The sequence below is a fragment of the Mycobacterium sp. smrl_JER01 genome, assembly GCF_048513595.2.
In the GTDB taxonomy this organism is placed as follows: Bacteria; Actinomycetota; Actinomycetes; order Mycobacteriales; family Mycobacteriaceae; genus Mycobacterium.
On sequence record NZ_JBLXXK020000001.1, the window covers coordinates 3,889,890 to 3,914,135 of the forward strand.

The window sequence follows — 24,246 nt, forward strand, 5'->3', positions numbered from 1 at the left end:
GGCCCTCAGGCGGGGCGGCGCCACATCTGCCACATCGTCGGGCCGCCGCCCGGGATGGTCAGCTCGCCGGTCACCTCGAAGCCGAACCGCAGGTAGTAGGGCACGTTGGATTCCTTGGTGGACTCCAGGTAGGCCGGCGCCCCCTCGGCGTCGCAGCGGTCCAGCCTCGAACGCATCAGTACGTATCCGAGGCCGGCACCGCGCATGTCCGGGTCGGAGCCGATCACCCCGAGATACCAGTGCGGCTCTTCCGGATGGTGCTGCTTCATCAGCTCGGACACCTGCAGACCCCGTCCGACCTGCCTGCCCATCGCGAGCAGGAAGCTCGGCATCATCCGGAGTTCCTCACCTTGCGTCTGCTTCCACCGTCCCGGTGGATCCCACAGCGCCGCCGCGCCCACCGCGCCGGACCGGCGCGCCACCTCCACGGCGTCGTTGGCCAGGAAATGATGGCGCGTCATCGCGCCGAAGACCTGCGGCAACGCCTTCGCGCGCCGGGCGTCGTCGGGCATCATCCATTCCATCACCGGGTCGTCGACGAACGCGCGACCGAGGACACCGGCCAGCTCCCGGACGTCCGCCTTCTGCGCGACGCGGACGTCGATTGCGTCCACCGGCGCTCAGCCCTGGGTGATGTAGGCCTGCAGGTGCTCGTGTTCGCGTTCGAGCTCCTCCATCCGGTTCTTGACGACGTCGCCGATGCTCACGATCCCGGCCAGCCGTCCGTCCACCACGACCGGTACGTGCCGAACCCGGTTGTTGGTCATCAACGCGCTCAGGCTGTCCACCGAATCGTCCGGTGTGCACGTCGCCACCAGGGTCGTCATGATGTCGGACACCGGTCGTTGCAGCAGGTCCGCTCCCACGTCGTGCAGCTTACGCACGACGTCGCGCTCGGAGACGATGCCGAGCAACCCGTCCGGGGACACCACCACCATCGCGCCGATGTTGCGCACGGACAGTTCGGTCAGCAGACCGGCCACCGAGGTCTCGGGCGTGATCGTCGCCACGGTCGCACCCTTGTGGCGTAGCACGTCGGAAATCCGCATCGACATCTCCCTGGGTGACCTGGATCATTCCAGGTTACCCCCAGCCGGTTCCCAGCGGGCCGGATCGGGGTAAGCATTTCGCGCTCCACTGTCTGGCCCGATCACCTTGCGCCGCAGCGGTTTACCTCGCTAACACGGCGAGGGACCGGTGCGGCGGGTAACTTCTGCCGTCATGATCGAAGTGACGCTGCTCGGTACCGGAAGTCCGATCCCCGACCCGGACCGGGCCGGGCCGGCGACGCTGGTGCGTGCCGGCGGGCAGACGTTTCTCGTCGACTGCGGGCGGGGAGTGCTGCAGCGCGCCGCCGCGGTCGGGGTCGGCGCCAACACCATCACCGCGCTGCTGCTGACGCACCTGCACAGCGACCACATCGCCGACCTCGGCGACGTCCTGATCACCCGGTGGGTGTCGAACTTCGCACCCGATCTGGCGCCGCTGCCGATCATCGGGCCGCCGGGGACCGCCGAGGTGGTGGAGAACACGCTCAAGGCGTTCAGTTTCGACATCGGCTACCGCATCGCCCATCACGCCGACCTGACCACCCCACCGCCGGTGGAGGTCGAGGAGGTCACCTCCGGGGTGGTGTGGGGGCGCGACGAAGTTCAGATCCGCATCGGCCCCACCGATCACCGGCCGGTGGCACCGACGATCGGATTCCGCATCGAACACGCCGGCGCCTCGGTGGTGCTCGCCGGCGACACGGTGCCGTGCCGGGGACTCGACGAACTCGCCGCCGGCGCGGGAGCGCTGGTGCACACCGCGATCCGCCGGGACCTGATCGAGGCGATGCCGATCCAGCGTTTCCGCGACATCTGCGACTATCACTCGTCGGTGGAGCAGGCGGCCGAGACCGCGGCCCGCGCCGGCGTCGGGATCCTGATCCTCACCCACTACGTGCCGGCCATCCAGCCCGGCCAGGAGGAGGACTGGCGCGCCCTGGCCGCATCCGTGTTCGACCGGCAGATCGAGATCGGCGACGATCTGCACCGGGTCGAGGTCCACCCGGGCGTGTGCGCGCGGAAAAGCTAGGCCAGCCGGGTGATCTCGACGATCACGTCGAGGTCGGTCGACCCCTCTCCCGAGTAGATGCCTTTGAGCGGGGTCACGTCGGAATAGTCGCGCCCCACGCCGACGCTGATGTACTGCTCGTTGATCTCGGCGTCGTTGGTGGGGTCGTAGTGCCACCACTCCCCGGTCCAGGCCTGGACCCAGGCGTGACTCTGGCCGTCGACGGTGTCACCGACCTTGGCGTTGCGTTTGGGGTGCAGATATCCCGACACATAGCGTGACGGAATACCCATGCCGCGCAACAACATCAACGTCAGGTGCGCGAAATCCTGGCATACACCCTTGCCTTCGCGCAGCGCGTCGACCCCGGAGGTGTGCACACCGGTGGTGCCCGGGACGTAGTTCAGCTCGCCGTGCACCCACCGCGCGGCTTCGATGACCGCTTCGGCGGGTTCGTGGTACTTGGCGATACGTCGGCCGACCCGTTCGATGCGCTTGCTCGCCGGCACGTAGTGCGTCGGGGCGAGCACCTCGTCGTACTTGTCGATCACCGCCTCGGTGCCCAGATCAGCCCAGGTCACCTTCGTCTGCGGCGCTTCGGAACGGTCGGTTTCGACCACCGAGGACGCGGTGACCTCGAGTTCGGTGTGCGGGGCGTGCAAGTCGAACGCGGTCACCGCGGTCCCCCAGTAATCCACGTACCGGTAGGACCGCGTGGCGGGCACGGTCTCCACGCGGTTGAGGATCACGTTCTGCCGCGAATCCGAGCGCGGGGTCAGCCGCGCCTCGTTGAAGGATGCAGTGACCGGTGACTTGTACGCATAACCTGTCGAATGCACCACACGCATACGCCACATCACAATCCCCTCTCGGTCGTCTGTTCTGCGCCCGAGGGCTCATCGGCGCGCGCGGGTCCCACCGTCAGATCTCCCCTTCTTCGATCACCAGCGCGCTGCGCCCGGCATCCGTCCACGCCACCCACGGGGCAGAGTGGAAGTACTGCAGCGCCAATGCCTCTCCGACATCGAAGCAGGTCTTCTGCAGCCCGGCCAACCGCTGCTCCAGCGAGTCGAGCAGCACGCCGGGCTGCAGGAACTCCAGTTCGCTGCGGGCCCGGCCGAGCAGGCGCTGGGCCTCGGCGGTGGCACCCAGCCGGTCGTGCGGACGGTTCATCAACTCGTCGAGGTTGTGCTCGGCCAGCCGCAACGAGTAGAAGATCGATCGCGGGAAAAGCCGGTCCAACAACATGAACTCGACCACCCGACCGGCGTCGAGCACGCCGCGGTAGGTGCGCAGATAGGTGTCGTGGGCACCGGCGGACCGCAACAGCGTCACCCATGCCGGCGACGACGCGCTGTCCCCGACCCGGGAGAGCAACAGACGCACCGTCATGTCCACCCGTTCCAGAGCCCGGCCCAGCAACATGAAGCGGTAACCGTCGTCGCGGCTCAGGGTGGAATCGGCCAATCCGGCGAACATCGCCGCCCTGCCCTCGACGTAGGACAGGAACTCGTGCGGGCCGAGGCGTTTGGCGGCACGCTCTCGCTCGGCCAACGCGTTGTAGGTGGTGTTGAGACACTCCCAGATCTCGCTCGACGTGACTTCCCTTGCACCACGGGCATTTTCACGCGCCGCCGAGATCGCCTCGACGATCGAGCAGGCGCCGTCGGTTTCCCGGCTGAACGCCACGATATCGGTGAGTGACCATACGTCGAGCGCTTCGTCGGGGGGCTCGATGCCCAGCACCCGCAGCAGGGTGCGTGACGCCTGGTCGGGGTCGACGCTGGAGTCCTCCAGCAGCTGGTGCACCGTGACGTCGAGGATCCGCGCGGTGTCGTCGGCGCGCTCGACGTAGCGGCCGATCCAGTACAGCGATTCCGCGTTCCGTGCCAACATTCGAACCGCCCCCTACTGCTGCTGTTGCTGCTGGTCTTGAGTGCTCTCGACTTTGCCGTTCTTACCGGCACTCTTGCTGGTGGCGGCCTTGGGCAGCGAGCGCACCACCTCGGCGGCGCCGAGTTCGCGGTCGGCGGCCGAGGTCCGCGACGCCAGCACCCAGGTGTCCTTGGATCCGCCGCCCTGGCTGGAGTTCACCACCAGCGACCCCTCGGGCAACGCGACCCGGGTGAGACCGCCGGGCAGCACCCACACCTCGTCGCCGTCGTTGACCGCGAACGGACGCAGGTCGACGTGGCGCGGGGCCAGCTTGTCGCCGATCTGGGTGGGCACCGTGGACAGCTGCATGACCGGTTGGGCGATCCAGCCGCGCGGATCGGCGATGATCTTCTTGCTGATCGTCGCCAGTTCCTTTTCCGAGGCGTCGGGGCCGAACACGATGCCGTACCCGCCCGAACCCTCGACCGGCTTGATCACCAGTTCGTCGATCCGGTCGAGGACCTCCTCGCGCTCGTCGTCGAGCCAGCACCGGAAGGTGTCGACGTTGGCCAGCAGCGGCTTCTCGCCCAGGTAGTACTCGATGATCGTCGGCACGTAGGTGTAGACGAGTTTGTCGTCACCGACGCCGTTGCCGACCGCGCTGGAGATGACCACATTGCCGGCGCGGGCGGCATTGAGGATTCCCGCCACGCCCAGCACCGAGTCCGGCTTGAACTGCATCGGATCCAGGAAGTCGTCGTCGATGCGCCGGTAGATCACGTCGACCTGACGTTCACCGTCGGTGGTGCGCATGTAGACCGCATTGTCGCGACAGAACAGGTCGCGGCCCTCGACCAGCTCGACGCCCATCTGCCGGGCGAGCAGCGAGTGCTCGAAATACGCGGAGTTGTAGACACCGGGGGTCAACACCACCACGGTGGGGTCGGCCACGTTGTTGGCCGCGGCGTTGCGCAGTGCGCGCAGCAGGTGCGAGGAGTAGTCGCCGACGGCACGCACCCGATGGGTGGCGAACAGGTTCGGGAAGACGCGCGCCATCGTGCGGCGGTTCTCCATGACGTAGGAAACCCCCGACGGTGACCGAAGGTTGTCCTCGAGCACCCGGAAGTTGCCCTGCGCGTCGCGGATGAGGTCGATGCCCGCGACGTGGATGCGTACCCCGTTGGGCGGGACGATGCCGACGGCTTCGCGGTGAAAATGCTCGCAGGACGTGACGAGGCGACGCGGGATCACCCCGTCGCGCAGGATCTCCTGCTCGCCGTAGATGTCGTCGAGATACATCTCCAGTGCCTGCACCCGCTGCCGGATGCCGCGCTCCAGACGGGTCCACTCGGCCGCCGAGATGACCCGCGGCACCAGGTCGAGCGGAAACGGCCGCTCCTGCCCCGAGAGCGAGAAGGTGATGCCCTGGTCGATGAAGGCACGTCCCAGCGCGTCCGAGCGCGCCTCCAGCTCGGTGACGTCGGACGGCCCGAGTTCCTTGTGGATGCCCTTGTAGGGACCGCGGACGTTGCCGTGGGCGTCGAACATCTCGTCGAAGGCCTGGCTGTAGGACCCGAGCTTGTTGTATCCACCGAAGACCCCGTCGTGCCGCTTCGCTGGTTTCCCGTTGGTACGGGCGGTACGTACGGTTTCGGTCGCCAAGATGTCCCCTACCCTTTCCCAGAAGCACGTAGCGCGCGTTCGCATGCCATGCTGCAGCATCGCGGCCGTTTCGGCAGGCCACGACGCTCGCTTTGGGACATTTACCCCCTCGCTGCTACCCTGAACAGTCGCTGCCCCAGGGCGGGCGCCCACAGACTCCAGTAACCCAGTCGAGCTTTAGAAGGACATACACGCGTGGCCAACATCAAGTCGCAGGAGAAGCGGATCCGCACCAACGAGCGGCGCCGGCTGCGCAACAAGTCGGTGAAGTCGTCGCTTCACACGGCGGTTCGCGGATTCCGGGCGGCCGTCGAGGCCGGCGACAAGGAGAAGGCCGGCGAACTGCTGGCCGCGACCAGCCGCAAGCTGGACAAGGCTGCGAGCAAGGGCGTGATCCACAAGAATCAGGCCGCCAACCGCAAGTCCGCGCTGGCCCAGGCTCTCAACAAGATTTGAGCTCCGGCTCCCTGACGTGCCGAGCCGGCTCGGGTGATCACCTGAGCTCGCTCGGCATTTTTGTGTTCTCTGGCCCTGGATTCGTCCGGGCCCTGTAGTTATCCGGGCCCTGGGTATCGCCGGTGCGTTTCCGGTGGGCGCTCAGTCGGCGACCAACTCCGCCACCGCGCGCACCGCGCTCTCCAGCGCGTAGTCGGCATCCGCGGCGGCGCCCTTGACGTCGGCATTCAACGCCGCGACCAGCCGTACCGCCTGCGCCACCGAATCTCGGGACCAGCGCCGGGCCTGCTTCTGGGCCTTTTGCACCCGCCACGGCGGCATCCCGAGCTCACCGGCCAACCGGTACGGGTCGCCCGAGAGCGGACCCACCCGCGCGATGGTGTGCACGGCCTCGGCGAGCGCGTCGGCGAGCACCACATGCGGTTCACCGGCCATCATCGCCCAGCGCAGCGCCTCCGCGGCGCCCGCGACATCACCGACGACGGCCTTGTCGGCGATGTCGAAACCCTTCACCTCGGCCTTTCCCGAGTGATATCGGCGGACCGCGACGGCGTCCACGGTGCCGCCGGTGTCGGCGACGAGTTGCGAGCAGGCCGATGCGAGCTCCCGGATATCGGACCCGACCGCATCGAGCACGGCGGTCACCGTCGCGTCGTCGACCTTGACCCGCAAGGCGCGGAACTCCTTGCGGACGAAGTCGGCACGCTCGGAGGGCTTGGTGATGCGGGCACACGGGTGCACCTCGGCACCCAGCTTCTTGAGGTGGTCGGCCAGCGCCTTGGCTCGACCCCCACCGGAGTGCACGACCACCAGCACCGTGCCGGGCGGCAGATCGGCGGCCGCCTGCTGAATCAGAGCCACCGCGTCCTTGCCGGCCTCGGCCGCCGACTCCAACACCACCACCCGTTCATCGGCGAACAACGACGGGCTGAGCAGCTCGGCGAGTTCGCTGACGCTGACCTCGCCGGCACGCATGCGGTCCACGGGCACATCCGAGGTGCCCGCCGAGGTCCGTGCCGCGCCCAGCACCTCGGCCACTGCGCGCTCCACCAGCAGCTCTTCGTCGCCAAGCACCAGGTGCAGCCCCGTCGCGTCGCTCACGGCACGATCGTGTCACGTCGGGGGGACACCACCCAATGCCACACCGCTGCCGTCAGCACCGCGACGCCGGCCACCGTCAGCGCCCCGGCGAAACCGGACGGTACGGTGACCGCCGCGGCCGGCAGCTGCGCGGTCCGTCGCGCCACTGCAAGCAACCACCACACCTCCGGACCGGTGAAGCGGATCAACAGTTGTGCCCCCGCCGGCCACAGTGCGCTGAGCGCAGCAGCCGCGGTGCCGATGACGGTGATCGGCGGGATGACCGGTGCCACCAACAGGTTCGCCACCACCGCGACCAGGCTCACCGAACCGGAGACCCCGGCAATCAGCGGCGCCGTGACCAGCTGCGCGGCGATGGCCACGCTCACGGCGTCCGCAAGTGGTCGTGGCCAACCCCGGGCCACGAGCCGTCTCGACCAGCCCGGCGCGATGACAACGAGCGCCGCGGTGGCCGCGACCGACAACGCGAAGCCGATGTCGACGGCCAGTTCGGGCGCGCCGATCATCAACGCGATCACCGTGGCGGCCAGCGCCGGCAGCGCCTGCCTCCTGCGATGCGACAGCACGGCCAGCAGCGTGATCGACCCCATCACAGCCGCCCGCAGCACGCTCGGCGACGGCTGCACCACCACCACGAACCCGATGAGCGTGACGGCCGCCAATCCGACCGCCACCCTGGGCCCGATCAGCGCCGCCGACAGCAACACCGTCCCGCACACGATCGTCACGTTCGCGCCGGACACCGCGGTCAGGTGCGTCAGCCCGGACTTGCGGAACTCGGAGTTCACCTCGGTCGACACCGACGAGGTGTCACCGAGCACCAGGGCCGGCACCATGGCTGCCTGATCGGGGGGCAGCGCGAGCCGAGCGGCATCGGCGAAACGGCCCCGCAGCCGATGCGCCGCCTGATGGATGGGTGCTGCCTCGCCGCGGGCGGGGTCGCCGCGCGCGGACAGCACCGCAACGGTGAGATCACGCCGTTTCGGCGGACTGACCCGCGCCCGGAACCGCGCGGGCTGTCCCGCCGTCAGAGCGGCATAGTCGGCGCCGGAGGCGAAGACGAGGACATCCCCGGACGACGGAACGCCGTCGAGCGTCAGCAGCGTCCCGCGGATCATCGTGCGACCGCCCTGCAGGACACGCGGTGTCTCCGTCGGCGTGACGACCACCGAGGTCTCGGCACCGAAGTACCCGGTCACCGGGTGATCGCCGAGCGCATCGACGCGCAGGGTGATCGCCAGCGCGAAGGCGACCCCGACCAGCACCACCGCAGCCAGCCCCAACGTCGGTGCGCCGCGGTGACCGCCGGCGCCACCAATAGGCCGGTCCGTCGCCGCAGGATTGCGCCCGCCAGCGGTCCCGCCCGCCGTCGGAGTACGCCGACGCGCACCCCACCACCCGGCCACCGCGGCCGACACCACAGCGATCACGGACGCGACAACGGCACCGGGCAGCAACCAGAGAATCCCGGCGGCGGTCACCGCCCAGCTGGTGGCCGCCGCCGGCACCAGGCGCAGGTCCACAGCCGTCACACCCGGACCAGTGGACGCAGCTTCTCCAGGCGGGCGGGCCCGATACCGTCCACGTCACCGAGCTGGTCGACGCTGGCGAAGCGGCCGTTCGCGTCGCGCCAGCCGACGATTGCCGCGGCGGTGACCGGACCGATGCCGGGGAGGGTGTCCAGCTGTTCGACGGTGGCGGTGTTCAAATCGATCAGACCCGGCCGGCCCTCGGCCGTGCCACCGCCGACCTCGGCGCCGGTCGGTCCGGGTTCGGACAGCACGGAGCTGCCCAGCTGGGCCGGTTGCCCGGGTGGCGCCGCGATGCCCACCACGATCTGCTCGCCGTCGGCGACGCGGCGGGCCATGTTCAACCCCAGCACGTCGGCACCGTCGAGTGCTCCACCGGCGGCCTCCAGTGCATCGGCGATCCTCGCCCCCGGCTCCAGGGTGACCAACCCCGGGGTGTGCACCAGCCCGACCACGCTGATCACCACGGGTTCGGTCGGCGGCGCCGGACCCGCACTCGGGGCAGCCGACGACACCATCTCGACCGGCGGGAGTTTGGCCGACACCACTGCGGGTGGACTGTCCCGGATCAGGCTCACCACGGTGACCAGCACCGCGATCAGACCGACGGCACCGAGTGCGATCACCCCGGCGCGGCCGGGGTCGGCGCGGATCCTGGCCGAAAGGGCCGACGCGCCGCTCGGCGGGGAAGACGGTAGCCAGCGGGACAGCAGTGTGTCGGAGGGTTCGTCCTCGTCCCCGTCCCTGTCTGCGGTGCCGGCGCCGGCGAACTGAACGGCGTCGGCCTCACCGGCGGCTCCCAGACGCCGACGCAACCGCTCGGCGGGCATTTCGGTGGACATGCGCTGACGGTAAGTGCGCCCGGTGACGGCACCGCGTCGAAGCCGCGGCGATGGGTGCAGCCTGGGGACGAAGTCGGTATTGGGGACAGTGGTGGCTAGCATGGCGCCGTATGAACAGCCGAGCCCCGATGATCGCAGGTGTCGCGTTCGCGGTGCTCTACGCAACGGCCGTGCTGGTGCTTCCCGCCATCCCCGGGCCCGACGCCGGCATCGCCCGCGTCGAGGCCCTGTTGCTGGCGTCCTCGGTCCTCGCTCTGGTGGTTGTCCTCGCGTTCGCTCGGGATCGACTGTCCGGTCCGCCGGCGCACCTGTTCACGATCGGTTCGTCGCTGCTGACCGCGCAGCTGTGTGTGGCGGTCTGGTTCGTCGCGGGCCCCGCCCTTCGCCCCGGGCAGGTGACCGCCGGCACCGCGCGAGCCATCGACGACATCGCGGCCATGTGGCTACCGGTGGCCACCATCGCCAACATCTTGGTCGCGGTCCCAATCCTGTTGACTGCCAACGAGGATCGCCTTCCCCGTTGGCTAGGCACGGCCGCAGCGGTCTTCACCGTCGAGCAGCTGGTCGAGACGATCACGATCATCGGCCCGCCCGGCAGCTTCATCTCCCCGGGCGGACCGATGAACCACTATCTGGGCGGCACCCTGACGGCCGCGTTCTTCCTCGCGCTCGGTATCGCTTTGGTGCAGCCCGCGAGCACGCCGACCGGCGAGGCCGTGCCCGAGCAGACCGACACGTCCGAGCAGACCGACCCGTCGGAGCAGACCGACCCGCCCGAGCAGACCAGAGCCGCCGCGAAGCCCGACTCCGCCGAGAACAGGGGTCGTTGATGCCTGCTTCCCGCCTGGTGCCGCCGTTCACCGCCGAGGCGCCGTCGGCCGACGCCCTGCGCGCCGAGGTGCGCTCGTTCCTCGCCTCGCAGCGCGCCGCCGGAGCTTTCACGCCGGCACCCGATGCCTGGCTGAGCGAGTGGGACGAGAACTTCACCGCAGCCCTCGCCGAACGCGGATGGCTGGGTATGACCGTGCCCGCCGCCTACGGCGGGCACGGCCGCTCGTTCCTCGAACGTTTCGTCGTCACCGAGGAACTCCTGGCCGCCGGCGCACCCGTGGCGGCGCACTGGATCGCCGACCGCCAGATCGTGCCGGCACTGCTGAAGTACGGAACCGAGCAGCAGAAGCACGAATTCCTGCCCAGGATCGCCCGTGGCGAGTGCTTTTTCGGCATCGGGATGAGCGAGCCGGATTCGGGATCAGACCTCGCCAGCGTCCGCACCCGCGCCGACCGGGTCGACGGCGGTTGGGTGTTGACCGGCACCAAGGTCTGGACGTCTGGCGCACACCGCGCGCACGCCTTCATCGCGCTGGCGCGTACCGAACGCGTCGACCCGCAGCACCGTCACGCCGGGCTGAGCCAGTTCATCGTGAACCTGCGCGGCCCCGGGGTGGAGATCCGGCCGATCGTGTCGATGAACGGCGCGCACCATTTCAACGAGGTGATCCTGGACGGCACCTTTGTCCCGGACGCCATGGTCTTCGGCGCCATCGGGGCAGGCTGGCAGCAGGTGACCTCGGAGTTGAGCTTCGAGCGCAGCGGCCCCGAACGCTTCCTGTCGACGTTCGTTCTCCTCGATGCCTGCGCGCACGCCGTCGCCTCACAACATGTTTCACGCACCGATGAGCTGGGCCGCCTGGTGGCCCGGATCGCCGGACTGCACCAGATGTCGTCGGCGGTGGCCGGTGCGCTGGAGCGGGACGAACCCGCCGACGTGGCGGCGGCGGTGGTCAAGGTTCTGGGAACCACGACCGAGGGCGACATCGCCGAGTTCGCGCACCTGTCGGTCGCGCAGTCCGCGGGAGCGCGGTTCACCGACCTGGCCAACGCCGCGGTGGACCAGCGCCCCGGATTCACCCTGCGCGGCGGAACGAACGAGGTGCTGCGTGGAGTCATCGCACGCGGGCTGGGGATCCGATGAGCACGCAGACGGTCGACCCGGCGCTGGCCGAGATGATGGATGCGGTGTTCGCCGAACACGGCCACGATGCCGACCTGTGGGCCCGCCTGGACGGGTTGGGCCTGGTACGCCTCACCGGCTCGGAAGAAGCCGGCGGAAGCGGCGCCGGCTGGTACGAAGCGGCCGAACTGCTCGCGGCGGCGGTCCGGCACGCGGTGCGAATCCCGTTGGCGGAGAACGATCTGCTGGCGGGCTGGCTGCTCGAGGCACTCGGCATCGACCACGACGGCGCGGTGCGCACCGTGTGCCTGCTCGATGAACACGGACAGGCCCGGGCGGTGCCGTGGGCTTCGCACGCGCACCGGGTGGTCGTGGCATGGCCGCACGACGACGGTCATCTGGCAGCCGATCTCGCCGCCGACACGCTCACGATCACACCCGGGGCCAACATGATCGGGGAACCCAGAGACACCGTCAGCGCCGACCTCACCGCGCTGCGGGGCACCACAGTGACCTCTGATCTGCTCGCGCAACTGTCGCTGAAATCGGCGCTGATCCGATCCATCCAGGTGTGTGCGACGCTGGACCGCGCGCTGGAATTGTCGATCGACCACGCAAGCTCGCGTGAACAGTTCGGCAGGCCGCTGGCGAAGTTCCAGGCCGTCCAACATCTGATCTCCGACATCGCGTCCGAAGCCGCACTTGCCCGGTCGGCGACCGAGGCGGCCCTGTCGGTGGCCATCACCAGCGACTGGACCTCACCCCGGTTGGAATTCCTGGTAGCCGCGGCGCGCTCCTGCGCCGGGCACGCGGCCACCGTGGTCGTACGCAACGCGCATCAGGTGCTCGGTGCCATCGGGACCACCGACGAGCATCGCCTGCCCGAGTTCACCCGCGCAGCGCTGGCGTGGCGATCGGAATTCGGATCGGTCCGGCACTGGGACGCCCGGATCACCGAGATGGCCATCCAGGCCGGTTCCGAACAGCTCTGGAGCCTGATCTGTCCATGACGCCTCAGCGCACGACGACCGTACTGGGCTCTCTCGGCGCACCCAGCATGGCGCGGTGTGACGGCGGCATTCGGCCGTCCTCGTCGGTGATGCCGTAGCGGGCAGCCAGTTCCGCCGCGATGACGGTGCGACCGCTGAGCTCGCCGAGCTCGGGATCACGGTAGAGCGCGTCGACGACGTGGCCGGTGAACTCCGGTGTCTCGGCCTGTTCGGCGAAGGCCGACAGCGCCGCGGGATTGCCGTCGAACGCTGACCGCAGCTTGTCGGTGAGCAGGATGCCCATCCAGACCGACACCGCCGCGACACCGGTGCCCCCGAAGTCGACCGCCATATCGGCGGCCATCTTGTCCACGCCCGACTTCTGCGCGCCGTAGGCCGGACCGTGCATGTAGCACACCGACCCCGGCGAAGACGTGAAGACGACAAGCCCCCGTTGCTGCGCGGTCAGCAGGGGCGCGGCGTACCACGACGCGACGTAGGCCGAGCGGAGCCCGACGTCGAGGATATCGGCCAGACCGAGCGGCTTCTCCCAGAACGGTTTCGGACTCACCAGCTCATCGGAGACGGCCGCGGCGTTGTTGACGAGCAGATCGAGCCGGCCGGCCTCGGAACCGACGCGTTCGAACAGCCGTCCGACGGCGTCGTCATCGCGGTGATCCACCTGCAGGCCGATGCCCCAGCCGGGATCGGCGGCAATGGTGCGACCGGTGCCGTACACCCGCCATCCGTGCGCCGCCAACGCCGTCGCGATGCCGTGACCGGCGCCCCGGCTGGCTCCGGTCACGACGGCCACCGCAGCCATGTCGCCCATGCCGCCACCCTAGAGGCAGTAGCTTGCTTTCTTGTACTGCAGACACCCTTGTACTGCAGACACCCGGCGCCGCAGAACAAGCGATGAGGAGCACCCTAGATGCCACCGACCACCACCGAGCGACCGCTGCGCGTCATCCAGTGGACCACCGGCAACATCGGTCGCCGGTCGCTGCACGCGATCATCGGCCGCGACGACATGGAGCTTGTCGGTGTGTTCGCGCATGGCGCCGACAAGGTCGGAGTGGACGCCGCCGAGCTCGCGGGCCTGGTGCAGCCGACCGGCGTGCGAGCCACCGCCGACATCGAGGAACTGCTGGCGCTCACACCGGACGCCTGCTGCTACAACCCGCTGTGGCCCGACATCGACGACCTGGTGCGGCTACTGGAATCCGGGGTCAACGTGTGTTCGAGCGCGGCCTGGATCACCGGCGGCAAGCAGTCACCCGAGGACCTGGATCGAATCCGTAAGGCTTGCGAAGCAGGCAATTCCACGATCTTCGGCAGCGGGGCGCATCCCGGCATGAGCAACCTGGTCGGGATGGTGCTCAGCGGGGCCTGCGAACGCGTCGACGAGATCCGCATCACCGAGTCGGTCGACTGTTCGACCTACGAATCCGCAGGCACCCAGACGGCGATGGGCTTCTCGCAGGACCCGGACACCCCGGGCCTGGCCGAGAGCGTGCGCAGAGAAAGCGAGGTCTTCGCCGAGTCCGCGGCGATGATGGCCGACGCCATCGGCGCCACGCTGGACCGCATCACCTTCGACGTGACGTTCACCGCCGCGACCGGGGACAGCGATCTTGGTTTCATGCAGATTCCTGCGGGCACCGTGGCCGGCGTACACGGCTACCACCGCGGCTGGGTCGGCGACCACAACGTGGTCAGCGTGGGCTTCAACTGGATCATGGGCGAGCATGTGACTCCGCCCAAACCGCTGGAGCACGGTCACGTGGTGCAGGTGTTCGGCCTGCCCAACATGCGAACCGTGGTGCACTGTCTGCCGCCCAGGGATTGGACCGAACCGGGTTTCATGGGGCTGGGGATGATCTATACGGCGATGCCGGTGACCAACGCGGTGCCCGCGGTGGTGGCGGCCCGACCCGGGATTGTGACGCTGGCCGATCTACCGCCGATCACCGGTCGTTCGTCGGTCTGACCGTCCCGGCCGACGGTCAGGACGCGACTCGCACGGCGACCCCCACCGCACCGCCGCCGACGTGCACCGAAAGCAACGGCCCCATATCGGCCACGGTGAGTGAGGAGATCTGCGGCAGCCGCTGGGTCAGCGCCGCCCCGAGCTGGTCGGCGGCGTCATGGTTGTCGACGTGGTGCACGACGACGTCGGCTCCCCGGTCGCCGACCACCTCCGCGACGCGGTCCACCAGCGCCGCGTGCGCCTTGCTCACGGTGCGGATGCGCTGATCGAGGATCAGTCGGCCGTCGACGTCGAGACACAGCAGCGGCTTGAGAGCCAACGCGGTACCCAGCCACGACGCGGTGGTGCGGATCCGCCCACTGCGGCGCAGGTTGTCCAACCGGTGCACCACCAGGAACACGTGCGACTGGGTCAGCGCCGAGCGGGCCGCGGCTTCGACGGCGTCGAGGTCACCACCGGACCGGGCGCACTTCGCGGCGGCGAGTGCGGTGAAGCCGACCCCCATCGCCGCCGACCGTGAATTCACCACCCGCACGGCAGGACCGAACTCCCGTGCAGCCGTCGCGGCGGCGCTGTAGGTACTGGACAGGGCGGCCGAAAGATGCACCGCCACAACACCATCGCCGCCGCTGTCGGCCAGCGCCTGGCGATATGTCTGCACCAGTTCGGCAGGCGTGGCTCCCGCCGTCGTCACCTTGGGCCGGTCATGGATGTCGTAGGCGATGGGGTCGATGCCGTCGCGCAGATCGACACCGTCGACCAGGACGTGCAGTGGCACCTCTCGGATGTCCCACCGCTTACGCTCCTCGGCGTCCAACCGCGACGACGAGTCGCTGACCACCACGACCGGCATGGCCGCTAGCCGCCCGAGGCGGCGACGTCGACGCCCGCCTCGGCGAGCCCCTTGATCATCAGTTCGGCGACCGCATGATGAGCGGGGAAGTTCCAGTGGATACCGTCCGGATTGCCCCGGCCGCTCATCACTTCCTCCCCCACCGCGGACTTGAGGTCGACCAACGGCACACCATGTTCGGCAGCCCAGCCGGTGATCGCCGAAACGGTGCCGGCCCGGCCGTGGTGGGCCATCCCGTAGGTCGCGGCGATGTGCACCGACGGCAGCGAAGCCACCACCGGGATACCGGGACGATTGAAATCGATTGCCGCGCGGGTCATCTCCAGATACTCGACGGTGAGATGCGGTGGTAGCGCGGCCCGCGACACCGGGGAGAGCCGCGGTTGCACCCAGCCGTAGGCGTCCCGCACCCACCGGCGCAGCCGCGGGGGCCGCACATAGCGGATCAGCTCCCGCAACGCGGTCGGCAGCGGCGAGGGCAGCGAATCCATCCCCGACGTCGCGAAGATCACCGCGCCCGCCCGGGGCAGCGCTGCCCACGAGCGCGGATCCTGGGTCGCCGCCCACCACACATCGCGGCTCGTCCAGCCGATCCGGCCGATCAGCTCGACATCCCAATCTAATTGTGCAGCAACGATATTGGGCCAGATCCGCGGGTCGTCGGACGGCAGCCCGCCGGTCGGCCCGTAATACGACAGCGAATCACAGAAGACCAGCAGCGTGCGGCGCCCGGGGACCGCCTCAGAGGACATCGTTGGCGACCTGCGCCGAGGCGTTCCACACATCCAGGCGCCACCGGATGTCGGTGAACGAGGCCGGATCGCCGTCGGCGCGGGTGTGCCCGGCCAGCTGCACCCAGCTCGCGTTGCCCATACCGCCGAGCACCGGCCAGTTGTCGACCGGCAGACCGAGCAGCGCTGCGGTCAGCGCAGCGATCAGCCCGCCATGGGCGACCAGCACCACGGGTCGTTCGGAGCCGACAAGGCCCCACTCGGGCTGCTGGGCCACCAGCTCCCGCACCAGCGGCAGGCTGCGATCGGCGACATCGGTGCGGCTCTCCCCGCCGTGCGGTGCCCAGCGCGCATCGTCGCGCCAGGCCAGCCGCGCACCGGGCGCCACCGCGTCGACCTCCAGGTGGGTCATCCCCTGCCAGTCCCCCAGGTGCGTCTCGCGCAGCCGGGTGTCGATGCTCACCGGCTGACCACTGCGGTCACCGAGCGCGACAGCGGTGTCCAGCGCCCGGCGCAGATCCGAGGACACGATCAACAAAGGCTGCCGTTTGGCCAGCACTTCGGCGGCCGCGACGGCCTGCTCCCGACCGAGATCGCTGAGGTCGGTGTCCAGCTGGCCCTGCATCCGGCTGCCGGCGTTGTACTCGGTCTGGCCGTGGCGCAGCAGGACCAGGCGGCGGACCCTCATTCCCCGTCTCCTCCCGCGTCATCGGCCGGAGCGTCGAGCTCCACCGGGACCGTCGGGCAGTCACGCCAAAGTCGGTCCAGCGCATAGAAGTTGCGCTCGTCCTGGTGTTGGATGTGCACCACGATGTCGACGTAGTCGAGCAGGGTCCAGCGGCCTTCGCGGGTACCCTCGCGCCGCGCCGGTTTGTAGCCGGCGAGTCGCATCTTCTCCTCGACCTCGTCGACGATCGCATTCACCTGCCGGTCGTTGGCGCCGGAGGCGATGACGAAACAGTCGGTGATGACGAGTTGGCCGGACACGTCGATCACGACGATGTCTTCGGCGAGCTTGGCCGCCGCCGCCCGGGCGGCGATGGTGGCCATCTGGATGGCTTCTGCTGACGCGGTCAGGGGCGGTCTCCTTCACCTACGGGTTTGTGGCTTCGGTAGAGGTTACGTTTGGCGACGTACTGCACGACACCGTCGGGGACCAGATACCAGATGGGGCGGGATTGTTGGGCGCGCGTGCGGCAATCCGTCGACGAGATGGCCAGCGCGGGCACCTCGATCAGATGCAGCGCGTCGTCGGGAAGTTCGGCCATGGCGGCCGAGATGTGCTTGCCGTCCAGCTCGTATCCGGGCCTGCTGACGCCGATGAACCGGGCGATCGAGAACATCTCCTCCCAGTTCTGCCACGACAGGATCGACGCGAGCGCGTCGGCACCGGTGATGAAGTACAGGTCGGCGTCGGGGTTCTGGGCACCCAGATCCCGCAGGGTGTCCTTGGTGTAGGTGGCACCCCCGCGGTCGATGTCCACCCGGCTCACCGAGAAACGCGGATTGGAAGCTGTTGCGATCACCGTCATCAGGTAGCGATCCTCGGCGGCGGTGACCGGCCTGCTGCGCTTCTGCCAGGGCTGGCCGGTGGGTACGAACACCACCTCGTCGAGATCGAACCGGTCGGCGACCTCACTGGCCGCGACGAGGTGGCCGTTGTGGATGGGATCGAAGGTCCCGCCCATCACCCCCAGCCTTCTCCGCCGTCGGCCGCCTGCGTGCACGAATAGCGAGCTTACGGGAGTGCCGGCTCAGACCGCCGACAGGCGAGGAGTCGTGAGGGACTCCGACACCTCGAACGCCGCGCGGTCGGCCCGGTAGACGTCCCTGCCGTACTCCACACACCGGCCGGCGCAGTCCTCGGTGCTGCGCGTCAACAGGGTCCCGGCCGATCCCGCCCGCACCCCCAACTGCACGCTGGTGGCGTCATCGAGGACGATCGACTCCAGCACCGCCGTCGAGCGCGCCAGCTCCACCCCGTAGCGCGTCCGCAGTACCGCCCACAGCGAACCGTCCTGGGGCGTGTCGATGATGCCGGGGGTGAGGTCGGCGGGCAGGTAGGTCGTCTCCAGCGCGAACGGCACGTCGTCGACGCTGCGCAGCCGGTGGAAGACGTGGACCGCGGCGCCTTCGGCGAGGTCGAGCGCGCTGCGGACGGCGGGGCTGGCGACCCGGTGGTCGGCCCACAACAGCTGCGCCGCAGGCCGCCGGCCCATCCGCGCGACCTCCTCGGAGAAGCTCCCGACATGAAACCGGACCCGTGGTTCGGCGACGAACGTGCCGCGGGGCGGCTTGCGGTAGACGACTCCTTCACTCTCGAGCAGGGACAGCGCCTGCCGGGCCGTCATGCGGCTGACTCCGTGCAGTTCGGCGAGTTCCCGCTCGGAGGGCAACAGGGTGTGCGGCCCCAGCTGTTCGGCGGCGATCCGGTCACGAACATCGGCGGCGATCGTCAGATACAGCGGTGTGCCTGCGGGCATCCCTGCAGCGTAGCGACGTAAGTCGACTGAGGTCGGCGCATGGACCGGTTGACGCGCGTCCGGCCCGACCCGACCCCCGGGCGGCCGTGACGCGGGTGTCAGACCGGCAGCAGGGCGTCGATCACCGAGGCGAGCTGTTTGGCCGACCGGCACTCGTGCATGGTGATGACGTCCCGATACCGGGGCACTGCGGAATCGCCGCTTCCCCACAGATGTCGCGGCTCCGGGTTGAGCCAGTGCGCATGTCTGCTCGCGTTGACCATGTGCGCGAGCAGGTCGGTCTCGGGATTGCGGTAGTTGTTGCGGCCGTCGCCGAGCACCAGCAGTGAGCTGCGGGGCGAGAGCACGTTCGGGAACTTGTCGAGGAACGACACGAACGCGTGGCCGTAGTCGGAGTGTCCGTCGCGGGTGTACACCGCCGCCTCACGGGTGATCCGCTGCACGGCGACGGCCAGATCCGCATCGGGTCCGAACAGGTCGGTGACCTCATCGGTGGTGTCGATGAACGCGAACACGCGGACCCTGCTGAACTGCTGGCGTAGCGCGTGCACCAACAGCAGCGTGAAATGGCTGAATCCGGCGACCGAACCGGATACATCGCAGAGCACCACCAGCTCGGGTCGGGCCGGGTGCGGTTTCTTGAGGACCACGTCGATCGGCACCCCACCGGTGGACATCGACTTGCGTAGCGTCTTGCGCAGGTCGATCTCTCCGGCCCGCGAGCGTCGCCTGCGAGCCGCCAGCCGGGTGGCCAACGTCCGTGCGAGCGGACCGACCACCCGGCGCATCTGGCGGAGCTGTTCCCCCGAGGCCCGCAGGAATTCCACGTTCTCGGCCAGCTGCGGGACGCCGTACATCTGCACGTGGTCGCGGCCCAGTTGCTCGGCGGTACGCCGCTTGGTCTCCGACTCCACCATGGTGCGCAACTGGGCGATGCGCTGGGCGGCGAGAGCCTTGGCGATCTGCTCCTGGGTGGGGGTCGGTTCCTCGCCGTAGCGGGCGAGCAGTCCGGCCAGCAGCCGGCCTTCCAGATCGTCCAGATTCATCGCCTTGAGCGCCTGGTAGGACGAGTACGACGGTCCCCGGCTGGAGTCGTACCGGCCGTAGGCCTCGACGATCCGGGCGATCATCGCCGCCAGGCGCTCGTCGAGTGCGGCCGATTGGGCATCGTCGTCGGGACCACGCTCGCCGCTGAGCATGTCGACGAGGGCCCGACGCAATGAGTCGATGTCCTCGGGCGCACGCCCCGCCTCCGACGCGTCGTCGAGCACCGTCCTGGCTCCCAGCGCCACCGGGAAGTAGAGATCGAACAGTGCGTCGTAGGTGTCACGGTGGTCGGAGCGCCGCAACACCGCGCAGGCCAGCCCCTCACGCAGCACGGCACGGTCGGCCACTCCGAGCGTGGCCATCACCTGACCGGCGTCGACCGTTTCGGACGGACCCACCGAAATACCCTGGCCCCGTAGCGCTTCCACGAACTCGACCAGATGGCCGGGAATCCCGTGGGGAGCCAGCGGCTGCGCCGGGCGGGTGCGTCGCGGCGGCATCAGTTGAGCCTCAGCTCCCCGGCGGCCTTGACCTGATCGGACTGGTGCTTGAGCACCACACCCAGGGTCGCAGCGATGACCTCGTCGTCGATGGTGTCCAAGCCCAGCGCCAGCAGGGTCCGGCCCCAGTCGATGGTCTCGGCGACCGACGGCAGCTTCTTGAGTGCCATCGAGCGCATCACCCCGATGATGCGCACCAGTTCCTCGGCCAGGCGCTCGGGCAGCTCCGGAACCCGGGACAGCAGAATGCGGCGTTCCAGATCGGGATCGGGAAAGTCGATGTGCAGGAAAAGGCAGCGACGCTTGAGCGCCTCGGACAGCTCGCGGGTCGCGTTGGAGGTCAGCACCACCAGCGGGCGGCGCTCGGCGGTGATGGTGCCGAGTTCGGGCACCGTCACCGCGAAATCGCTGAGCACTTCCAGCAGCAGACCCTCGATCTCGATATCGGCCTTGTCGGTCTCGTCGATCAGCAGCACCGTGGGCTCGGTGCGCCGGATCGCGGTGAGCAGCGGGCGGGTCAGCAGGAACTCTTCGGAGAAGACATCGTCTTTGGTGCGATCCCAGGATCCGGCGTCGGAGCCGGCGGCGGCGTTGCCGGCCTGGATGCGCAGGATCTGCTTGGCATGGTTCCACTCGTAGAGTGCCCGGGACTCGTCAACGCCCTCGTAGCACTGCAATCGCACCAACTCCGAACCGGTGGACTGCGCGATCGCGCGGGCCAGCTCGGTCTTGCCGACACCCGCAGGCCCCTCCACCAGCAGCGGTTTGCCGAGCCGGTCGGCCAGGAACACCGCGGTGGCGGTGGCGGTGTCGGGCAGATAGCCGGTTTCGGCGAGCCGCTTGCCGACATCGTCGATGTCGGCGAACAGCGGCACGGTCTGCGCGGGAACGGTCACGGGATTACTCTCCTCGGTTCAGGCCGGGCGGGTGTGGCCGTCACCCCACACGATCCATTTGGTGGACGTCAGTTCTGGCAGCCCCATCGGTCCACGGGCATGCAGCTTCTGGGTGGAGATGCCGATCTCGGCGCCGAACCCGAACTGCTCACCGTCGGTGAACGCCGTCGACGCGTTGACCATCACCGCGGCGGCGTCCACCCGCTCGCTGAACCGTTGAGCCGCAGCCAGATCGGTGGTCACGATGGCTTCGGTGTGGCCGGTGCCGTACTCGTTGACGTGTGCGATCGCCGCGTCCAGGCCGTCCACCACCGCCAGTGCGATGTCCATCGACAGGAATTCCGCGCGCAGCTCGTTCTCGGACGGGTCGGCGTGCACCGTGACACCCGCCGCGGTCAACGCAGCGGTCAGCCGCGGCACCGCGACATCGGCGATCGACGCGTCGACCAACAGTGATTCGGCGGCGTTGCACACGCTGGGCCGCCGCGTCTTGGCATTGAGAACAATTCGTTCGGCCACCTCGAGGTCGGCCGATTCGTGAACGTAGACATGGCAGTTCCCGACACCGGTCTCGATGGTGGGGACCTGGGCGTCGCGGACGACCGCGTCGATGAGGCCGGCGCCGCCGCGCGGGATCACCACGTCGACCAGACCGCGAGCCTGGATCAGATGCGTGACGCTGGCCCGGTCCTCGCTCGGCAGCAACTGGACGGCCTCGACGTCGAGATTTTCGGTGGCCAGCGCCGTGCGTAATGCTCCGACCAGCGCGGCGTTCGAGCGCGCCGCCGACGAGCTGCCACGCAGCAGCACCGCGTTGCCGGACTTCAGAGTCAAGCCGAACGCATCGACGGTGACGTTCGGACGGCCCTCGTAGACGATCCCGACGACGCCGAGGGGAACCCGCTGTTGGCGCAGTTGCAGCCCGTTGGGCAGCGTACGGCCGCGGAGCACCTCCCCGATCGGATCAGGCAGGTCGGCCACCTGCCGCAGGCCATCGGCGATGCCTTCGACGCGCGCCGGGTCCAGGGCGAGACGGTCGAGCATGGCCGCCGGGGTCCCCGCGCCACGCGCGACGGCCAGGTCGGCCTCATTGGCCTCCAGGATCGCCCGTGTGTTCATCAGGACGTGGTCGGCGGCGACCCGCAGGGCGCGGTTCTTGGTGTCGGTGCTCAGCGTGGCCAGCGTCCTGGCCGCCACGCGCGCCCGCCGCGCGGCCTCGTGCACCTGCTGCCGCAGGTCGGGGACGAAAGGGGCCTGCACACTCATCTGGCCAGGGTATCGAACCGGCCGGGTCGGCTCGACACGTGTCGAGCGGCACCCGGCGACACCGGCGACACCCGGCGACAATGAGCGCGCAAGCACTAGCGTGGACGGCTATGCCGACGCGACTGTGCGTGGTAGGCAGCGTGAACGCCGACCTCACCTTCACCGTGCAGGCGTTGCCCCGCCCCGGCGAGACGGTGCTGGCGTCCTCGCTGTCGCAGGCACCGGGAGGCAAAGGCGGCAATCAAGCGGTCGCGGCGGCGCGGGCCGGGGCTCAGGTGCAGCTCGTCGCGGCGTTGGGCACCGACGCCGCGGCCGGGCAACTGCGGGCACATCTGAGCGCCAATTCCGTCGGTCTGGCCGGGCTCGAGACCGTGCCGGGGCCGAGCGGGTCGGCCGCGATCCTGGTCGACGCAGACGCGGAGAACTGCATCGTGGTCGCTCCCGGGGCTAACGCGCATCTGAGCGCGACATCGCCGCGTGTGCAGGCGGTGATCGCCGACAGCGATGTGGTGCTGCTGTCGCTGGAGATTCCGATCGAGACAGCGATCACGGTGGCGCGGGTGGCGCGATCGGCCGGGGCGACTGTGGTGCTCAACGCGTCTCCGGCGCCGCGCGAGATCACAGTGCTGGCCGGACTGGTCGACGCGGTCGTCGTCAACGAAACCGAGGCGGGCGACTGGCTCGACGGGGACCGGCCGCGGGTGGCGCACCTGATCGTGACCCGGGGAGCCCGCGGCGCAACGTACTTCGGCGCGACCCGTACCGACGTCGCGGCCCCGGCCGTCGAGGCGGTGGACACCACCGGAGCGGGTGACGTCTTCGCCGGGGTGCTCGCGGCGCACTGGCCACGCGGTGTCGCCCACGCGTTGTCGCGCGCCTGCGCTGCGGGTGCGCTCGCGACACTGGTTCCCGGCGCCGGTGACTGCGCCCCGACCCGCGAGGCCGTCGAGGACGTCCTCGACCTTCCCTGATCGAGAGGCGACCGGGTGCAGACCGTAGCCGCCAGAGAGCCGGGATAGTTCAGCCTTTTCTGAATACAGCAATCGATGTACTGTTGGGGCGTGCCGACCGTCCTCGACAGCGATGCGCTCTCCCGTTTCGGCTTTGCGCTTTCCGACTCGACCCGTGCCGAGATTCTGCTGCTGCTTCGCCACGGCCCGGGCTACCCCTCCGAGCTGGCCGACAGCATCGGGGTGTCTCGACAGATCCTGTCCAACCATCTGGCCTGCCTGCGAGGTTGCGGACTCGTGTCGGTCAGCCCCGAGGGCCGGCGCAGCCGCTACCAGCTCGCCGACCCCCGGATCGCGCATGCCCTGACCGATCTCGTCGGCCTGGTGCTGGAGGTGGATCCGGCGTGCTGTCCGGCCGCCGACGAAGAAGCGTGCTGTTGACACCGGCCGGCACGCAGCGGCGCCGCGTTCTGACCCGCCGGATTCGGCTGCTGGTTGCCGCGACCATCACCTACAACCTCATCGAGGCAGTGGTGGCGCTCGCCGAGGGCACCCGGGTGTCGTCGGCCGCCCTGATCGGGTTCGGGCTGGACTCGCTGGTGGAGGTGTCCTCGGCAGCCGCGGTGGCCTGGCAGTTCAGTGCCGACGATCCGGAGCGCCGCGAGAAGGCTGCGCTGCGGCTCATCGCGTTCTCGTTCTTCGCGTTGGCCGCTTACGTCGCGATCGAGGCCGTGCTGTCCCTGCTCGGTGTGCGCGATCCGCAACCCACACCACTGGGCATCGTCGTGGCCGCGTTGAGCCTGATCGTGATGCCGGTGCTGTCTTTCACCCAACGGCGTGCGGGCCGCGAGCTCGGATCGCGTTCCGCGGTCGCCGACTCCAAGCAGACGCTGCTGTGCGCCTACCTGTCGGCCGTGCTGCTCATCGGCCTTGTCCTGCACGCTGTCGCCGGATGGACGTGGGCGGATCCGGTGGCGGCCCTCGGCATCGCGGCACTGGCCGCACGGGAAGGGGTCAACGCGTGGCGCGGCGACCCGTGCTGCAGCTGACAAACCAGGGAAGGG

General features: G+C 69.2%; 27 protein-coding genes. 9 read left to right on the forward strand and 18 right to left on the reverse strand.

Annotated elements, in window-relative coordinates:
• Positions 1-5 precede the first annotated feature (5 nt).
• Together ACNUDN_RS18225 and ACNUDN_RS18230 are read right to left on the reverse strand one after the other, a co-directional pair.
• Positions 6-614 carry a GNAT family N-acetyltransferase gene (locus ACNUDN_RS18225; protein ID WP_419123202.1) on the reverse strand — a complete coding sequence of 203 codons (609 nt, stop codon included), beginning with the start codon at positions 612-614 and terminating at the stop codon, positions 6-8.
• A gap of 6 nt (positions 615-620) precedes the next feature.
• Positions 621-1,049: a CBS domain-containing protein gene (locus ACNUDN_RS18230; protein WP_419123203.1), complete on the reverse strand. Its 429-nt coding sequence runs from the start codon at positions 1,047-1,049 to the stop codon at positions 621-623.
• A gap of 172 nt (positions 1,050-1,221) precedes the next feature.
• Here ACNUDN_RS18230 and ACNUDN_RS18235 point away from each other — a divergent pair, with 172 nt between their 5' ends.
• Positions 1,222-2,079: a ribonuclease Z gene (locus tag ACNUDN_RS18235; RefSeq protein WP_419123204.1), complete on the forward strand. Its 858-nt coding sequence runs from the start codon at positions 1,222-1,224 to the stop codon at positions 2,077-2,079.
• On the opposite strand, the gene ACNUDN_RS18240 is transcribed toward ACNUDN_RS18235, so the two are convergent.
• The 3 genes from ACNUDN_RS18240 to ACNUDN_RS18250 form a co-directional block, all read right to left on the reverse strand.
• Positions 2,076-2,915, reverse strand: a complete 840-nt coding sequence (locus ACNUDN_RS18240; protein WP_419123205.1) for a transglutaminase family protein — start codon at positions 2,913-2,915, stop codon at positions 2,076-2,078. The two genes, ACNUDN_RS18235 and ACNUDN_RS18240, sit on opposite strands and share 4 nt — an antisense overlap.
• A gap of 64 nt (positions 2,916-2,979) precedes the next feature.
• Positions 2,980-3,954 (reverse strand): alpha-E domain-containing protein, encoded by a 975-nt coding sequence (locus tag ACNUDN_RS18245; protein WP_419123206.1) that lies wholly within the window; start codon positions 3,952-3,954, stop codon positions 2,980-2,982.
• Positions 3,955-3,966: 12 nt separating this feature from the next.
• Complete coding sequence (locus ACNUDN_RS18250) at positions 3,967-5,481, reverse strand: circularly permuted type 2 ATP-grasp protein (RefSeq protein ID WP_419125209.1); 1,515 nt, start codon at positions 5,479-5,481, stop codon at positions 3,967-3,969.
• Positions 5,482-5,790: 309 nt separating this feature from the next.
• Between ACNUDN_RS18250 and rpsT the strand changes: the two genes are divergently transcribed.
• The gene (gene rpsT, locus ACNUDN_RS18255) at positions 5,791-6,051 is read left to right on the forward strand and encodes a 30S ribosomal protein S20 (protein ID WP_419123207.1); all 261 of its coding nucleotides are present in this window, start codon (positions 5,791-5,793) and stop codon (positions 6,049-6,051) included.
• Positions 6,052-6,192: 141 nt separating this feature from the next.
• On the opposite strand, the gene holA is transcribed toward rpsT, so the two are convergent.
• The 3 genes from holA to ACNUDN_RS18270 are packed head-to-tail and all read right to left on the reverse strand — an operon-like array spanning position 6,193 to position 9,523.
• Positions 6,193-7,134 (reverse strand): DNA polymerase III subunit delta, encoded by a 942-nt coding sequence (holA, locus tag ACNUDN_RS18260; protein WP_419125210.1) that lies wholly within the window; start codon positions 7,132-7,134, stop codon positions 6,193-6,195.
• Between the two features lie 14 nt (positions 7,135-7,148).
• Positions 7,149-8,675: a ComEC/Rec2 family competence protein gene (locus tag ACNUDN_RS18265; protein WP_419125211.1), complete on the reverse strand. Its 1,527-nt coding sequence runs from the start codon at positions 8,673-8,675 to the stop codon at positions 7,149-7,151.
• A gap of 5 nt (positions 8,676-8,680) precedes the next feature.
• Positions 8,681-9,523: a ComEA family DNA-binding protein gene (locus ACNUDN_RS18270; protein WP_419123208.1), complete on the reverse strand. Its 843-nt coding sequence runs from the start codon at positions 9,521-9,523 to the stop codon at positions 8,681-8,683.
• A gap of 110 nt (positions 9,524-9,633) precedes the next feature.
• On the opposite strand from ACNUDN_RS18270, the gene ACNUDN_RS18275 reads away from it, so the two are divergent.
• From ACNUDN_RS18275 to ACNUDN_RS18285, 3 genes are read left to right on the forward strand one after another with little or no spacing between them, the layout of a single operon-like run.
• Positions 9,634-10,353 (forward strand): hypothetical protein, encoded by a 720-nt coding sequence (locus ACNUDN_RS18275; RefSeq protein ID WP_419123209.1) that lies wholly within the window; start codon positions 9,634-9,636, stop codon positions 10,351-10,353.
• Complete coding sequence (locus tag ACNUDN_RS18280) at positions 10,353-11,498, forward strand: acyl-CoA dehydrogenase family protein (protein WP_419123210.1); 1,146 nt, start codon at positions 10,353-10,355, stop codon at positions 11,496-11,498. The genes ACNUDN_RS18275 and ACNUDN_RS18280 overlap by 1 nt, the downstream gene beginning before the upstream one ends.
• Positions 11,495-12,487 carry an acyl-CoA dehydrogenase family protein gene (locus tag ACNUDN_RS18285; protein WP_419123211.1) on the forward strand — a complete coding sequence of 331 codons (993 nt, stop codon included), beginning with the start codon at positions 11,495-11,497 and terminating at the stop codon, positions 12,485-12,487. Before ACNUDN_RS18280 ends, ACNUDN_RS18285 begins: the two co-directional genes overlap by 4 nt.
• Before the next feature lie 4 nt (positions 12,488-12,491).
• Here ACNUDN_RS18285 and ACNUDN_RS18290 read toward each other — a convergent pair whose 3' ends face one another.
• Complete coding sequence (locus ACNUDN_RS18290; RefSeq protein WP_419123212.1) at positions 12,492-13,298, reverse strand: SDR family NAD(P)-dependent oxidoreductase; 807 nt, start codon at positions 13,296-13,298, stop codon at positions 12,492-12,494.
• Between the two features lie 99 nt (positions 13,299-13,397).
• Here ACNUDN_RS18290 and ACNUDN_RS18295 point away from each other — a divergent pair, with 99 nt between their 5' ends.
• Positions 13,398-14,456, forward strand: a complete 1,059-nt coding sequence (locus ACNUDN_RS18295) for an NAD(P)H-dependent amine dehydrogenase family protein (protein WP_419123213.1) — start codon at positions 13,398-13,400, stop codon at positions 14,454-14,456.
• Positions 14,457-14,472: 16 nt separating this feature from the next.
• Here the strand turns inward: ACNUDN_RS18295 and ACNUDN_RS18300 are convergent, their stop codons facing one another.
• The 9 genes from ACNUDN_RS18300 to ACNUDN_RS18340 form a co-directional block, all read right to left on the reverse strand.
• Positions 14,473-15,309 carry a DegV family protein gene (locus ACNUDN_RS18300; protein ID WP_419123214.1) on the reverse strand — a complete coding sequence of 279 codons (837 nt, stop codon included), beginning with the start codon at positions 15,307-15,309 and terminating at the stop codon, positions 14,473-14,475.
• Positions 15,310-15,314: 5 nt separating this feature from the next.
• Positions 15,315-16,061 (reverse strand): diglucosylglycerate octanoyltransferase, encoded by a 747-nt coding sequence (octT, locus tag ACNUDN_RS18305; RefSeq protein ID WP_419123215.1) that lies wholly within the window; start codon positions 16,059-16,061, stop codon positions 15,315-15,317.
• Positions 16,051-16,728: a glucosyl-3-phosphoglycerate phosphatase gene (gene gpgP / locus ACNUDN_RS18310; protein WP_419123216.1), complete on the reverse strand. Its 678-nt coding sequence runs from the start codon at positions 16,726-16,728 to the stop codon at positions 16,051-16,053. Before gpgP ends, octT begins: the two co-directional genes overlap by 11 nt.
• Positions 16,725-17,117, reverse strand: a complete 393-nt coding sequence (gene rsfS / locus ACNUDN_RS18315) for a ribosome silencing factor (RefSeq protein WP_419125212.1) — start codon at positions 17,115-17,117, stop codon at positions 16,725-16,727. The genes gpgP and rsfS overlap by 4 nt, the downstream gene beginning before the upstream one ends.
• A complete protein-coding gene (gene nadD, locus ACNUDN_RS18320; RefSeq protein ID WP_419125213.1) occupies positions 17,114-17,737 on the reverse strand; it encodes a nicotinate-nucleotide adenylyltransferase in 624 nt (207 codons plus the stop codon). Before nadD ends, rsfS begins: the two co-directional genes overlap by 4 nt.
• Before the next feature lie 57 nt (positions 17,738-17,794).
• Complete coding sequence (locus ACNUDN_RS18325) at positions 17,795-18,523, reverse strand: GntR family transcriptional regulator (protein ID WP_419123217.1); 729 nt, start codon at positions 18,521-18,523, stop codon at positions 17,795-17,797.
• A 98-nt stretch (positions 18,524-18,621) separates the two neighbouring features.
• The gene (locus tag ACNUDN_RS18330) at positions 18,622-20,070 is read right to left on the reverse strand and encodes a vWA domain-containing protein (protein WP_419123218.1); all 1,449 of its coding nucleotides are present in this window, start codon (positions 20,068-20,070) and stop codon (positions 18,622-18,624) included.
• Positions 20,070-20,966: an AAA family ATPase gene (locus ACNUDN_RS18335; RefSeq protein ID WP_419123219.1), complete on the reverse strand. Its 897-nt coding sequence runs from the start codon at positions 20,964-20,966 to the stop codon at positions 20,070-20,072. The genes ACNUDN_RS18330 and ACNUDN_RS18335 overlap by 1 nt, the downstream gene beginning before the upstream one ends.
• 18 nt (positions 20,967-20,984) lie before the next feature.
• Positions 20,985-22,232 (reverse strand): glutamate-5-semialdehyde dehydrogenase, encoded by a 1,248-nt coding sequence (locus ACNUDN_RS18340; protein WP_419123220.1) that lies wholly within the window; start codon positions 22,230-22,232, stop codon positions 20,985-20,987.
• A 110-nt stretch (positions 22,233-22,342) separates the two neighbouring features.
• Here ACNUDN_RS18340 and ACNUDN_RS18345 point away from each other — a divergent pair, with 110 nt between their 5' ends.
• From ACNUDN_RS18345 to ACNUDN_RS18355, 3 genes are all read left to right on the forward strand, one after another.
• On the forward strand, positions 22,343-23,203 hold the full coding sequence (locus ACNUDN_RS18345; protein ID WP_419123221.1) for a ribokinase: 861 nt from the start codon (positions 22,343-22,345) through the stop codon (positions 23,201-23,203).
• A gap of 75 nt (positions 23,204-23,278) precedes the next feature.
• On the forward strand, positions 23,279-23,623 hold the full coding sequence (locus ACNUDN_RS18350) for an ArsR/SmtB family transcription factor (RefSeq protein ID WP_419123222.1): 345 nt from the start codon (positions 23,279-23,281) through the stop codon (positions 23,621-23,623).
• On the forward strand, positions 23,617-24,231 hold the full coding sequence (locus tag ACNUDN_RS18355; protein ID WP_419125214.1) for a cation efflux transmembrane domain-containing protein: 615 nt from the start codon (positions 23,617-23,619) through the stop codon (positions 24,229-24,231). The genes ACNUDN_RS18350 and ACNUDN_RS18355 overlap by 7 nt, the downstream gene beginning before the upstream one ends.
• Positions 24,232-24,246 lie beyond the last annotated feature (15 nt).